At 70.0% G+C, this 14,446-nt stretch carries 4 protein-coding genes; all 4 read right to left on the bottom strand.

The features are described 5' to 3' along the window. Nucleotides 1–65: 65 nt before the first annotated feature. Nucleotides 66–1,322, bottom strand: a complete 1,257-nt coding sequence (locus ABTZ59_RS13690; RefSeq protein WP_351395621.1) for a cytochrome P450 — start codon at nt 1,320–1,322, stop codon at nt 66–68. Nucleotides 1,323–1,448: 126 nt separating this feature from the next. Then, nucleotides 1,449–3,146: a phytoene desaturase family protein gene (locus ABTZ59_RS13685; protein WP_351395898.1), complete on the bottom strand. Its 1,698-nt coding sequence runs from the start codon at nt 3,144–3,146 to the stop codon at nt 1,449–1,451. Nucleotides 3,147–3,252: 106 nt separating this feature from the next. Then, on the bottom strand, nt 3,253–4,917 hold the full coding sequence (locus ABTZ59_RS13680; protein ID WP_351395618.1) for a phytoene desaturase family protein: 1,665 nt from the start codon (nt 4,915–4,917) through the stop codon (nt 3,253–3,255). After that, the gene (locus ABTZ59_RS13675; RefSeq protein WP_351395615.1) at nt 4,907–14,404 is read right to left on the bottom strand and encodes a non-ribosomal peptide synthetase/type I polyketide synthase; all 9,498 of its coding nucleotides are present in this window, start codon (nt 14,402–14,404) and stop codon (nt 4,907–4,909) included. Before ABTZ59_RS13675 ends, ABTZ59_RS13680 begins: the two co-directional genes overlap by 11 nt. Nucleotides 14,405–14,446: the final 42 nt, after the last annotated feature.

Genomic DNA, 14,446 nt, shown 5'->3' with positions numbered 1-14,446 from the left:
AAGCCCGGATCCGCCGCTGTTCCGGCTGATCCGGGCCGAGGGTGCTCGGGCACCCGGTCAGCGGGTCACCACGTGACGGGCAGCTCGTGCAGCCCGCTGAAGAACTCCTTGGAGCGCCAGCGCAGTTCGTTCACGGGAACGGCCAGACGCAGGTCCGGCATACGGCTGAGTACCCGTTCCAGACTCACCTGGAGTTCCAGTCGGGCGAGGTGGGCGCCGAGGCAGTAGTGCGTCCCGTGCCCGAAGCTCACATGCGAGTTGTTGGCACGGTCGAGAATCACCCGGTCCGGGTCGTCGAAAACACCGGGGTCCCGGTTCGCGGCGGAGGGGGAGACGATGACGGGCTCGCCCGCGCGGACCAGGACCCCGCCCAGCTCCGTGTCCTCCGTGGCGTAGCGCGGCAGGCTCAGTCCGTTGAGCAGCGGCACATAGCGCAGCAGTTCCTCGACCGCCTTCGGGATGAGACCGGGCTCGGCGCGCAGCCGGGCCATCAGGTCCTCCTCGCTGTCGCGGGGGAGCAGCAGGAGGGAGAAGAAATTGCCGATCTGGTTGGTGGTGGTGACGAATCCACCGACGAGGAGTTCATTGAGCAGCCCCATCAGTTCGCCCTCGGAAACACTTCCGTCCTTGTCGCAGGCCCGGACCATGAGCGTGAGCAGATCGTCGGCGGGCTCCCGGCGGCGCGTATCCACCCAGCCTCGCATGAGGGCGAAGAACTCCGTGGCCCGTCGCTGAATCGTCTCGGGCGTGGCGCTTCCCGAACACACGGTGTCGGCCCAGGCCCGAACATGAGGATGGTCCGAGTGGGGCACGCCGACCAGTTCGCAGATAAGTGTCATGGGAAGCGGGAAGGCGAAATCCTCGATCAGGTCGGCGGGCGGTCCGGTGTCGATCATCCGGTCCAGCAGACCGTCGGCGGTCCTGCGGATGTCCTCGCGCAGTCGCTCGATACGGCGGGCGGTGAATTCCTTGCTCAGCAGGGAGCGCATCCGGGTGTGGTCGGGGGCGTCGCTGGCGATGAGACCACCGCCCGTACGGGGCATCCGCCCGATTCGGGGCTGATCGCGGCTGACGGCCGTGGCGAGGCTGAAGCGGGGGTCGGACAGGACGGTGCGGACATCCTCGTGACGGGTCGCCAGCCAGGCGTCCTCACCGTAGGGAAGACGCACCCGGGCCAGCGGCTTGTCCCACAGCTGACGGTATTCGGGGTGCAGATCCAGACCTTCGCTGGTCCAGAAGGGATAGGAGAGCGGCTTTGGGTGCTGGGTGGAGTGCTGGTCCGGGCGGGGGGACAGAGGGGACGGGGGAGACAGGGGAGACATGGGGTGTCCGCCTTTCCTGGTGCGGTCTTTCCTGGTGCGGTGCTGGGGCAGTGCGGTCGCCGCCGGTCCCCGGCGCTCACGGTCGTCAAGCGTTGCTCGGCGCTGCTCGACGCTTCTCGGTGGTGCTCAGTGCGGGAGACGCACGGGCTGGGGCGGTGCGGACATGTCCGGCTCGCGCGCGGGAGACCCGGGACCCACGGGGATGAGGACATGGGTCGGCGGGGGCGCGGAATCGTCGACGGAGGCGGTGAAATCGATGCCGTCGTCGCGACAGATGAACTGCATGACCTGCCGTCCGGCGCCGGCCGCCCTGATGAGGCCGCCCGTGGTGGCCCAGACGCCGGAGAGGTAGAAGTTCTCCAGGCCGGGCAGGACTGGTCCGTTCTTCTTGACCAGTTCCTCCATGGCCTCGCCGCTCTCGACGAAGGGCTGCCAGCCGAGGAAGGTGCCCTCGTAATTGCCCGTGTAGCGGATCTGGGTGAGGGGAGTGGAGGTGTCACGTACCTGGATGGACTCCTTGATGCCCGGATAGCGTTCTTCCAGGAAGTCGACGACCGTGTCCCGGACCCGGCGTTTGGCGAGCGAGTACGCGCGCCCGCGCCGTACGGGCAGTGTGTGCAACTCCCCTCCTCTGCGCAGGCGGCTCAGCTGTTCCGGTCCCTCGCTCAGCTCGCGCCAGGGCGCGGTGTCGGAGAAGTACGTCGCGTAGATGACGGTCGTGTCGCGCGGCGAGAGCTCGGGGTAGTACCGGCTGCGGAACTGGACATTGAGGCTGGGGTGCCGGATGCCGCGCAGCCGCGAGGCGGTCTCCTCGTCAAGGAGATGCGTGGTGGTGGGTTCCCCCTGCGGAAAGGGCCGTCGCAGGCCCAGGAACACACTGACATAGCCGGGGAAGACCATGCCGGGCTCTTCGATGGTCCGGGTGAACAGCCGCCGGTAGTCGTCGTCGAGATACCGGCCACCGAGGAACTTCATCAGGGTGGTGGGGCCGTCGCAGGCCGAGACGATGAGGTCCGCGTGGTACTCGCGCCCGTCGGCGAGCCGCACCCCGATCGCGCGGTCGTTCTCGACAAGGATCTCCTCGACCTTGGCGTTGTACGTGATCTCGCCGCCGAGCCTGGTGTACCGCTGGGCGATCGACTGGGCGAGTCCCAGGGAGCCTCCCTCGGGCACCCCCGCCGAGAGGTTCGCCTGCGCGGCCATCTGGAAGTAGAAGGGCAGCACCGGGAACGCGGGGTGCTTCTCGTACAGGATGTAGTTGAACGCCTCGCGCAGCAGCGGGTCCTTGAAGCGTGACGAATACTCCGTCATCAGCACGGACATCGAGGTCCGGAAGAGGTTGAAGTACGGGATGAAGCCGGCCAGCATGCGCCAGCGCTCCCACCGGCTCATCAGGCCGACCGGCTTGAGGAACGGATAGGCGGGAAGGCACGAGCGGAACTTCCGCAGTCCCGCGCAGAACGAGCGGATGGGACGGGCGTCGGCCGGTGACAGGGAGAGCAGATGGGCTTCGAGCCGGTCCGGGTCGCAGTAGAAGTACACGGCCCGCCCGTCCTGGCCGCGCACGATGTTGAACACGTCGAAGTGGCGCATCTCCTTGCCCTGGAGGGCGCCCAGTTCGAGCCAGATCTGATGCATCTCGTTGCCGGGGCCATTGCCCAGCAGCCAGCTGACGCAGCAGTCGAACGTGAAGTCGCCCCGGCCCCAGCCGGTGCAGCAGCCGCCGGGGATCTCGTGCATCTCGAAGACCTGGCTGCGGTAGCCGTTCATCTGCGCGTAGCAGCCGGTGGACAGACCACCGAGCCCGCCACCGATGATGATCATGGATTCCCTGCGCTTGGCAGGCGCCATACGCTGCTCTCCTCCTCGATTTTCCGGACGACTGGGGCGGGGGCCCGATGCCTGGGCGCTCACCGTGCTCACCATGTGCTCACCGGACACCTCGCTGTTCGAGCTGTGGCAGCCGGCCCAGCTTTCCCGGATGCCACGGCTCCGTTCCGCCGCTCTCCCAGGCGCGGAACTCCAGCCCCAGCTCCCGGCAGATGAACTGGGTGACGAACCGTCCGCTCGCGGCGGCGCGGATCAGACTGCCACCGCCGAACCACTGCCCGGCCAGGGAGAAACCCGCCAGGCTCGGCAGCCGCATCCGGTCCTTGTTGATCAGTTCCGTGATCACGTCATCGGCGTCGGTGAAGGACTTCCAGCCCAGGATGCTGCCGCCCCGCACACCGGTGTACCGCTCGGTGGTCGTGGGGGAGGCCACATCGATGACCTCGATGGCCTCGGCGATGCCGGGGTGGTGCCGAGCCAGAAAGGCACGGACGAAGTCGGCCACCTCCTGCTTGCGCGCCCAGTACGCCTTGCGGTTGGTGCGCCGCAAGTCCTTCCAGTACGTGTAGTCGCTGAAATACGTGCAGTGCACGACGGACTTGCCCGGTGGGGCGAAGCCGTCCGAGTAGCGGGAGCGCAACTGGACGACCATGCTCTTCTGCAGGACGCTCGGCAGGGCGGCGCTGTCCTCGTCGGACAGCAAATAGGTGGTGCTGTGCCTCTCCGCGGGGTCGAACTCGCCCTTGAGCCCGACGAAGGCGGAGACGACACCGGAGTAGACCAGCTCAGGACGGTCCATCATCCGGAAGAGCTTGTCGACCCTGGGACTGGTGTACTTGCCGTCGAGCAGCCCGTGGATCGTGGTGTAGCCGTCGCAGGCGGAGACGACATGATCGGCGTAGTGCCGCTCGCCACCGCGCAGTTCCACCCCCACCGCACGATCGTTCTCCACCAGGACGCGCGCGACCCGTGTCCGGTAGTCGACACGTCCGCCCAGCGAGGTGTACCGCTCTTCCACCGATCTGGCCAGGCCCAGCGAGCCGCCCTGCGGGAAGCCCGCGTTCCGGTGGTGGGCGCTGGCCATGTTGAACAGATACGGCAGCAGCGGGAAGACCTCGTGGTCCTGGAAGAAGATGAACGGGAACGCCCGGCGCAGCAGCGGGTCCTGGAACCGGTCGGCGAAGCGCTCCATACGGGTCACGGCGGTCCGCCAGAACAGCAGGAAGTCCGGCAGGATCACGCGTAGTTCGGCCAGCTTCTCCCGGGGCGTCTGAAGTGGCGGAGGCGTGATGAACGGATAGTGGTTGATGTCGATGAAGCGCCTGAGATCACGGCAGAAGGCGCGGATGGGCCGCGCGTCGACGGGCGAGATCTCCAGCAGATGCTTCTCCAGCCGGTCGGGGTCGTTGTAGAACGTCACCGCGCGTCCGGCCGCGTCGACAACGGTGTTGAACATCTCGAAGTTGGCAATGGTCTTGCCGTCCAGGGCCCCCAGCTCCCGCCACACCCGGTTGGCGTCGTTGCCGGTGCCGGTGCCGGTGAGCCACTCGATGCAGTAGTCGAAGACAAAGCCCTGCCTGGACCAGGCCGTGCAGCAGCCCCCCGGCAGGACATGCCGCTCGAAGACACGGGTCTCGGCGCCGCTCATCTGGGCGTAGCAGCCGGTGGACAGCCCTCCGATGCCGGCGCCCACGATGATGATCCGGGGCTTGTCCCCCGGACTCCGCTCACGCCGCTGCCATACGGGCCTGGACTCATGCGACATGCGTCTCACCCCCGGCGAGACCGGTGACGCCGGTGAGGATGGCGACGGTGAGTTCCGCGTTTCGCGCGAGGTACTTCTCGTCCAGCATCTCGGCATGCGTGCCGTGCCCCCGCAGCAGTTCGGTACGGGTGGTCGAGCTGCCGTGCCAGGTGCCGCGCCGGCCCGCCGAGTAGAGGGCCGCCTTCCGCTCGTCGGAGATCACGCTGACGGTCCCCGCGACCGTGCCGAGATTGGGGGTGCGGCCGCAGAAGTCCAGATACTCCCTGGCCTGGGCGAGCGTTTCGTCGGCGACCGCCGTGGAACGGGTGTGGCGGTGCAGATGGCCACGCAACTCGTGCTCGAACGCCTCGATGTGCTCGGCGGCGAGCGAATGGGCCTCCAGGATGCGGTACGAGTCCATGATCACCACATGCGGGACCTCGCGGCCACGCCCCTCCAGTTCCTTGGCGACCTCGAAGGCCAGGTTGCCGCCGAGCGAGTACCCGAACACGGGACAGGGACCTTCGGGGCGGAGCGTCTCGATGAGGTCCGCGTAGCGGATCACCTTGTCGTCGCCGTCGATGTGGTTGAAGGCGGCGAGCTCGTACTGGGGCAGATGCGTGGCGAGCCGACGGTAGACGAGCCCATGTCCACCGGCCGGGGGGAAGCAGAACAGCGTGGGGCCCTGGCCGGTGTTGAACATCAGATAGGGCCGGCCCCCGGAGATCTTGCCGGTGATGATGTCCTCGACCGTTCTGGCCATGCCGTGCAGTGTCGTGACCTTGAAGAGCAGGCTGACCGGGACGGTGATGTTGAACTCGGCCTGGAGCCGGTGGATCAGCTCGATGAGCTTGATGGAGCTGCCGCCGGAGGCGAAGAAGTCGCTCCGCAGACCCACGCCTCCCAGCGACAGCAGGGACTGCCAGTGCGCGGCCATCCGCTCCTCGTAGAGCGTGACCGGTGGTTCGTGGCTCTCCTCGCCGGACTCGGCCCGGGGCTCCGGCAGCGCGGCGAGGTCGACCTTGCCGTTCGAGGTGAGCGGCAAGGCGTCGAGTGCGGTGAAGTGGGCCGGGATGAGATAGGTGGGCAGCCGCTCGGCGAGGTGTCCGCGCAACTCGCCCGGATCCGGCTCGCTTCCCGCCACCGGTACGTAGTAGGCGCACAGGGCCGGCTCCCCCCGGGCATCCGTACGGACCGTGACGACGGCCTGGGCGAGACAGGGCAGGGACATCAGCGGATACTCGATCTCGCCCGGTTCGATGCGGTGGCCGCGCACCTTGAGCTGCGCGTCCGCGCGGCCGAGGAGGTGGATCAGGCCCCTGGCGTCTCTGCGGGCCAGGTCGCCGGTGCGGTAGAGCCGCTCGGGGGCGGCCCCGGGACCGCGGTCCAGGAGCAGGGACACGAAACGCTCCGCGGTCTGTTCGGGGTCGCCCGCGTATCCGAGGGCGAGACCCGCGCCGCCGACCCACAACTCGCCGGTGACACCCGGTGGTACGGGGTCGTGATGGTCGCTCAGGATGTGCAGGGAGCAGTTCGGCAGGGGCGTGCCGATCGGCACCTGCTGGTTCGGTTCGAGCCCTTCCGTGGGGCCCTCGAAATACGCGCTGTCGATCGTCGCCTCGGTCAGGCCGTACGAATTGATCACCCGGGTGCCGGGGCCGCACAAGCCGCGCAGCCGCTCGTACTCCTCGACCTTCCACGCGTCGGAGCCGACGATCAGCAGCCGCATGAAGTCCAGCCGGTGGCCGCCGTACGCGCAGTGGTCCATGAGCGCGCGGGCGACGGCCGGGACGAACTCGGCGCAGTCGACGTCCTCGGCGGTCATCGTCTCGTACAGCCGGGCGGTGTTGAGCAGCAGATCGCGGCCGATCAGGACCAGCCGCCCGCCCGAGCACAGGGCGCGGACGAGGTCGCCGGTGAACACGTCGAACGAGACGGCGGCGAGCTGGAGATGGACGCCGGGCTCCGTGCCGAGGCCGTACTCCTCCTGCCAGGCGGCCTGTAGGGCGGCCAGGGCGCGGTGGTTGACGCGCACGGCCTTGGGGCGGCCCGTCGACCCGGAGGTGTGGATGACATAGGCGGGCGAGTCCAGCTCGGCGCGGGACTCGTGGCGGCGTGGCGCGCCGCTGCCCCCCGCCACGGCGGGGCCGTCCACCGCGAGGACGTCGGTGAGAACCTCGACCCCCGGGGCCGCGAGCCGTTCCCGGTCCGCGGCGCCGGTGATGACGAGGGCCGCCCCCGCGTTGTCCCGCATATGGGTGAGCCGGTCGGTGGGATGGTCGGGATCGAGGGGCAGATACGCGGCGCCGGCCTTGAGGACGGCGAGCAGTGTGACGATCAACTCGGGTGACTTGGGCAGGCACACGGCGACCACGTCCCCGCGCTCCGTACCCCGGTCGACCAGCCGGCCGGCCAGGCGCCGGGCGTGGCTTTCCAGCTCGCCGTACGTCAGATGCTCCGTGCCGCCCGACTCGGACGGTACGGAGACCGCGACGGCGTCCGGGTGTCGGGCGGCGGCCTCGGAGATCAGCCGGTCCACCGGCTTGTCATGGGGGAGCGAGCGCCCCCGCGCGGTGGAGTCATGGACGAGGCGTGCGCGCTCCCCGGTGCCCAGCAGATCGAGACGGGCCACCGGCTGCTCGGCGGGCGCGCGGGTGAGGGCGTCGAGGACATTCATGTAGTGCCCGGCCATCCGGCTCACGGTCTCGGGCAGGAAGAGATCGGTGTTGTACTTCAGGACGCAGTGGAAGCGCCGCTCCGCCTCGTCCTCGTACGCCGACAGCGTCAGGTCGAACTGGCCTTCCTCCTCGGGCAGTTCGATGTAGTCCAGGTGGTATCCGTACTGCTCGGAGGCCACCTTGTGGGCCAGCAGGATGAACATCGCCTGGAAGACCGCCGACCGGCTCGGGTCGTGCTGGAGGCCCAGCTCCTCCACGAGCAGGACGAACGGGTACTCCTGGTTGTCGAGCCCGCCGAGGACGGTTCTGCGGACCTGGGAGAGCAGCGCGGCGACGGACGGGTCGCCCGACAGGTCCGCGTACAACGGCAGCGGATTGACGAAGTAGCCGTAGACGGAGGCGAGTTCCTCATCGGTGCGGCCGGTCACCGGGCTGCCGACGATGATCTGCTCCTGGCCCGAGTAGCGGTGCAGGAGGACGTAGTAGGCGCTGAGCAGCACCATGTAGACCGTCACGTCGTGTGCGCGGGCCAGGGCGTGCACGCGGGCGCTGAGGTCCGTGTCCAGGACGAAGAACTCGGACGCGCCGTTGTGGGTCTGCACCGCCGGCCGAGGTTTGTCGGTGGGCAGATCGAGGGCGGGTACCTCGGCGGGCAGGCTGCTCCGCCAGTAGTCCAGCATGCGGCGCGCGTCGGGAGAGGCCAGGAACCGGTTCTGCCGGTTCAGGAAGTCCAGATACCGGGCCGGTACGGGCGGCAGTTCGACGGGGCGGCCCTCGCGCGTCCCCTCGTACAGCGCGAGCAGTTCCTCGATGAACGTGAAGGTCGAGATGGCGTCCGAGATGATGTGGTGGACGGCCTTCATGATGATCCAGCGGTCCGGGCCCCGCTTGAACAGCCGGATCCTGATCAGCGGATCGTGCTCAAGATCGTACGGACGGCGGTACTCACGGACGATCAGGTCGTGAATGTCGTCCCAGTCGCGGCCCTGCACGTCGAACATCCCCACGTCGGGTTCGCCCGCGGCCGAGACGCGCTGCACCGGCCGGCCGTCCTCCAGCGAGAAGTTGGCGCGGAGCATGGGGTGCCGCGCCACGAGCGTCCGGACGGCGTCGAACATCAGCTCCGGTTCCAGCCGGGTCCTGACCTCGACGGCGCCGCCGATGTTGTAGGCGAACCCGTCAGGGTTCAGCTGCTTGAGGAACCACAGCGCCTTCTGGTTCTGGGTGAGGGGATGACACGACTCGTCCTCGTACACCTCGACCGCGGCGTTACCCGGGACGCCCGCCGTATCCGCCGTCTCCGCGACGAGAGTCGCCGCCGCCCGGTGCAGCTGACCGCTCAGCTCGGCGGCGGGAGCGCCGCTGAGCAGAGCCACCAGAGGCAGGGCGACACCGGTCTCGGTGAGGACACGGGCGCGGAGCTCCATCGCCAGGAGCGAGTCGAGACCGAGGGCGGCCAGGCTGTTCGTCCGCTCGACCTGTTCGACGGGCGCACGCAGCACGGTGGCCGCCGCGGCCGTGAACCGCTCGGTGACCAGCTCGGCGCGGCGCTCCTCGTCCGCCGCGCGGAAGACATCGAGGAAGCTGCTGTCCTCGTCGGGTCCGGCGCCGCCGTCGGCGCCGTCGGCGAGTTCCGAGACGAGCGGCGGCGGCGACGCGTACCAGGCGAGGAAGACCTTCCAGTCCACCACCGTGGCGACCAGCAACTGGGCTCGGTCCTGGCCGAGGACACGCTCCAGCACGGCCATCCCCGTGTCGGGCGAGAGCGAACTCATGCCCCGGCTGGCGCGGTAGTGCTCGACCAGCCCCAGCTCCTCGATCATGCCGGTCGCCCAGGGGCCCCAGTCGATGCTGAGCGCGGGCAGTCCGCGGGCACGGCGGTGGTGGGCCAGCGCGTCGAGGAACGCGTTGCCCGCCGCGTAGTTGGTCTGGCCCGCGGTGGTGAGCAGCGAGGCGATCGAGGAGAAGAGGACGAAGTGATCGAGCGGTGCGTCGCGCAGATGCCGGTGGAGCAGCCAGGCACCGGCCGCCTTGGGCGCGAGGACGGAGTCGAAGGCCGCTCGGTCCATGGCGGGCACGAGCGTGTCCCGCACATGCCCGGCGAGGTGGAACACACCGCGCACGGGCGGGGCGTCCTGGCTCCGGTAGGCGTCCAGCCACGCGACCAGGGCTGGTTCGTCGGTGATGTCCAGCCGCGCGTGGACCGCGTGCGCGCCCAGGGCCTCCAGCTCCTTGACGAACCGCGCGTTGCGGCCGGCGGGCGAGTCGCCGTCCAGGTCGCGCCAGGTCGCGCGGTCGGGGAGGGGGGTACGGCCGACGAGGATGAGATGACGGGCGCCCCGCCGCACGAGGAAGCGGCACAGGAGCCTGCCCAGGGCGCCGAACGCCCCGGTGACGAGGTAGGCGCCGTCCGGACGCAGCCGTGGTGGCAGAGGGCGGGTGAGTCCGCTGGGGCGGGTGAGCCTGCTGATGAGGCGGCGGCCGGGGCGCAGGACGATCTCGTCCTCGTACGGACCGGGATGCGCGGCGGCCGTCAGGATCTCGTCCAGTAGGGCCCGTGCCTCGGCCCTTCGCCCATCGGCTGCCCGCGCGCCCTCCGGGACGAGGGGGAGGTCGATCAACGTGCCCCGGTGCGCGGTCAGTTCCTGATGGCGCAGGACGCGGCCGATGCCCCAGGCGGGGGCGCCCAGCGGCTCGACGGCGTCACCGCGATCGGCGGCCTGCGTACCGCGTGTGACGATGTGCAGGGCGGCGGGCGCGGCGATCTGACGCCGGTCCTCCTGAAGCGCCCGCGCGAGGACGACCAGGGAGTACGCCCCGGTGGTGCCGTGCTCTTCGAGGCGCCCGCGCTCGGTCTCGTCCAGGGCCGGCAGATCGAGATTCCAGAGGTGCACGACGGTGTCGACGGCGGCGCCGGAACCCGCCGAGTCCTGCGCCAGGTCGGCCAGCAGCCTGCGCAGGTCGTCGATGCCCCCGGGCACCACGGTCGAGGTGTCCGCCCGTCGGTTGATCGTGTACGAGTCACCGGGGCGTACGAGGTGACAGCGGCCGCCGCCCGCGGTGACCAGCTCCGCGAGCGCGTCCGCGACTCCGCCGGGCGCGTCGGCGAACAGCAGCCAGCCGCCGGGCGCGGGAGCGGTGGCCGGATCGGACTCCAGAGGGCTCGCGGTCCAGGTGGGTTCGGCGAGCCAGTTGTCGATCGTGCCCAGCCCCACGGCGGCCGACGCCTGTTCCACGTCGGCGGCCCGGAAACCGCTGACCCGTCCGAGCGGGAGGCCGTCGTCGCCGTACAGGCTGATGTCTCCGACCAGTTCGCCGTCCCGCTGCCGGGTGACATGGGCATGGGCCCACAGCGGCCGGTCGCCGACCGGGCCGGTGCGTACCTCGGCGATGGACAGGGGCAGCAGGATGCCGGTGGAGCCGCCCGCCGGGCGGTCGTCCCCCACCGGGGTGGGCAGGGCGCGGGGACCACCCAGGCTCCCGGCGGCGAGAAGCGCCTGGAAGCAGGAGTCGAGCAGAACGGGATGGATGTGGTGGCCCGCCGCGTCGTCACCGATGGCCTCGGGCGGACGGATCCGGGCCAGCGCCTCGCCCCGGCCGGTCCACACCTCCTCGATGCCCTGGAAGGCGGGACCGTAGTGGTAGCCGAGCGAGCTCAGCGACGCGTAGCAGGCTCCGCTGTCGAGATGACGTTCGCCGCGGGCCCTGACCGCGTCGATGTCCAGCGGCGCCAGGGCGGCGGGGCGGTGGTCGGCGCGGGCCACACCGCTCGCGTGGACCGCGCGCTCCCCGCTCTCGCCCGTGCCGGTCGCGACGGTGAACGAGGAGTCCTCCAGGGAGAGTGCCAACTGCACGGTGCGGGACGCGTCGTCGGGAAGGAACAGGGCCTTGCGCAGTTCGATGTCGCCGAGCGCGGTCTCGGTGCCGCCGGTCAGGGTCCGTACCGCCTGGGCGGCCATTTCGAGATAGCCGGCGGCCGGGAACAGGGCCCGCCCCTGGATGCGGTGGTCGGCCAGATACGGGGCGGTCTCCAGGTCGAGCTCTGTCTCCCACACCGGCTCCGCGGTGGCCAGCCGACGGCCGAGGAGGGGGTGGTCGACCCGGCCGAGCCTGACCAGCGCCACGGGATCCGGTTCCGTCCAGTACCGGTCGCGCTTCCACGGGTAGGCCGGCAGCGATACAGGCCGTCCCGCGGGCTGGAGCACGCCCCAGTCGATGTCGAGGCCGAGGCTGTGGAGGGCGGCGAGCGAGGTGGTGAAACGGATCTCCTCGTCCTCCTCACGGCGGATGGAGGGCAGGGTCACCACCTCGGTGGACCGCTCGGCGTCGCTGTCCGCGAGGCATTCCCTGATCGCGTGGCCCAGTACGGGATGCGGGCCGATCTCCAGGAAGACACGGTGGCCGTCGTCCGCCATGCGCTCGACGGCCGAGCGGAAGAGAACACTGTCGCGGACGTTGTGCCACCAGTAGTCCGCGTCGAGTTCGGTGCCGTGGGCCAGGCCCTCACGCGCGGTCAGATACAGCGGTACCTGGGCGGGGCGTGGTTCGATGCCGGAGAGGCAGGACAGCAGCTCGTCCTTGATCTCCCCCATGCGGGCGCTGTGGTAAGGCACCCGGACGGTCAGGAACTTGGCGAAGACGCTCTCCGCGCTCAGCTCTTCGGCGAGTGCGCCAAGAGCCGTCTCGTCCCCGGCGAGGGTGACCGCGGCCGGGCTGTTCACCGCGGCGACGGACACCAGATCTCCGTACGGCTGGACGCGGCGCGCGGCCTCGTCCTCCGTGAGGCCCACGGCGAGCATCTTTCCGGTACCCGTCAGCCGCTGTTGCAGACGGCTGCGGTGCACGACGATCCGCGCCGCGTCGCGCAGGCTGTACACGCCCGCCTCGTAGAACGCGGCGACCTCGCCCGTGCTGTGACCGACGACGGCGTCGGGGTGCACTCCATGGGCGCGCCAGAGGGCGGCGAGGCCGATCTGTACGGCGAAGTTGGCGGGCTGGGCGAGCCAGGTCTCCGCCATGCGGGAGTCGGCCGCGTCCACGCTCATCGCCTCGATGAGCGACCAGCCGGTGAGCGCGGCGATCTCACGGTCGCAGCGTACGACGGCGTCCCGGTAGACGGGCTGGGAGGCGAACAGTTCGCGGCCCATGCCCCACCACTGGGGGCCCATGCCGGTGAACACCCAGGCCGGTCGGCGCAGGTCCTCGCGCCGTCGGCCCACGAGCACGCGGGGGTGGGCCTCGCCCCGTACATGCGCGGCGAGCGCCTCGTCCAGGTCGTCACGGGAGGAGTAGACGACGGACAGCCGGGCGTCATGGTGCTGGCGGCGGTGCGCGAGCGTGTGTCCGAGGTCCGCGAGGGATGTGGTCTGCCCGGGGGCGGCCTGGGCGGGCCCCGCCAGGTGCCGGCGGATCGCCTCGGCCAGTACGGGCAGGCCGGACGCGTCGCGCGCGCTCAGCGGGAGGACGCTGTGGCGCGGGCGGGGCGCCGAAGGCCGCGCTTCGGTGGTGGGCGGCGGTGCTTCCTCCAGCAGGACATGCGCGTTGGTGCCGCCGAAGCCGAACGAATTGACGCCGGCCCGCGCCGGTCCCTTGTGCGCGGGCCAGTCGGTGACCTGTGCCGGAATGGTGAAGGGCGCGGCGGTGAGGTCGATGGCGGGGTTGATCCGCTCAAGGTTGATGTGCGGCGGGATCGTGCGGTGTTCGATGCTGAGGGCGGTCTTGATGAGCCCGGCGATTCCGGCGGCCGATTCCGTGTGCCCGATGTTGGTCTTGACCGAGCCGACATAGCAGGGGGCGTCCGGTTCGCGGCCGACGGCCAGGGCCCGGCTGAGGGCGTCGGCCTCGATGGGGTCGCCGACCGGGGTGGAGGTGCCGTGTGCTTCCACGTACTGGAGGCTGCCCGGTGCGATCCGGGCCTCGGCGCACACCCGCTCGATCAGGGTGACCTGGGCGTCGGCGCTGGGCACCGTGATGCCAGGGGTGCGTCCGTCCTGGTTGACCCCGCTCGCGGTGATCACGGCGTGGATCGGATCACCGTCCCGCAGAGCGTCGGACAGGCGCTTCAGCGCCACGACACCGACGCCTTCGGCGCGTACGTATCCGTCCGCGGCGGCGTCGAAGGTACGGGAGCGGCCTTCCGGGGACAGGAAGCCGCCCTTGGTCTCGGCGATCGTGTACTGCGGCGTCAGATGCAGCAGGGTGCCGCCGGCGAGGGCGAGGCCACTCTCACCCCGGCGCAGGCTCTCGCAGGCGAGATGCACGGCGACCAGGGATGAGCTGCACGCGGTGTCGATGGAGACGCTGGGGCCGCGGAAGTCGAAGCAGTGCGAGATGCGGTTCGACACCATCGTCATCATCGTGCCGGTCGCCGTGTGCGCGGCCAGGGTGTCGAAGCGGAGGTCGGAGAACTGGAGGATCTTGTAGTCCAGGGTGAACGCGCCGATGAACACACCGACATCGGCTCCGGCCAGTTCGGCCGGCTTCTGACCGCCGTCCTCCAGCGCCTCCCAGGTCACCTCAAGCAGCTTCCGCTGCTGTGGGTCCATATGGTCGGCCTCGCGGGGGCTGATGCCGAAGAAGGCGGGATCGAATTCGTCGAAGCCGTCGATGTATCCGCCCCGGCCACCCACCAGGCGGCCGGGCTTGGTCCTGTCCCGGCTGCCGAGGGTGGTCACGTCGTACCGGTCGCGCGGAGTCGGTGTGATGCAGTCCTTACCGTCCAGCAGGTTCTGCCAGAAGGTCCGGTGGTCACCGGCGCCGCCGGGGAATCGGCAGCCGATGCCGATGAGTGCGATCTTCTCGGGAGGCGTGGTGGGGAGCGATTCAGCCATGGAAGGGTCCTCGGTTCGTCAACACGCAACGTGCGCGAAGGG

Origin of the sequence: Streptomyces sp. NPDC094034, assembly GCF_040303865.1 — a bacterium.
Classification (GTDB): domain Bacteria; phylum Actinomycetota; class Actinomycetes; order Streptomycetales; family Streptomycetaceae; genus Streptomyces.
Note: the sequence above shows the minus strand (reverse complement) of the source record. Positions and strands in the feature narration are given on the sequence as shown.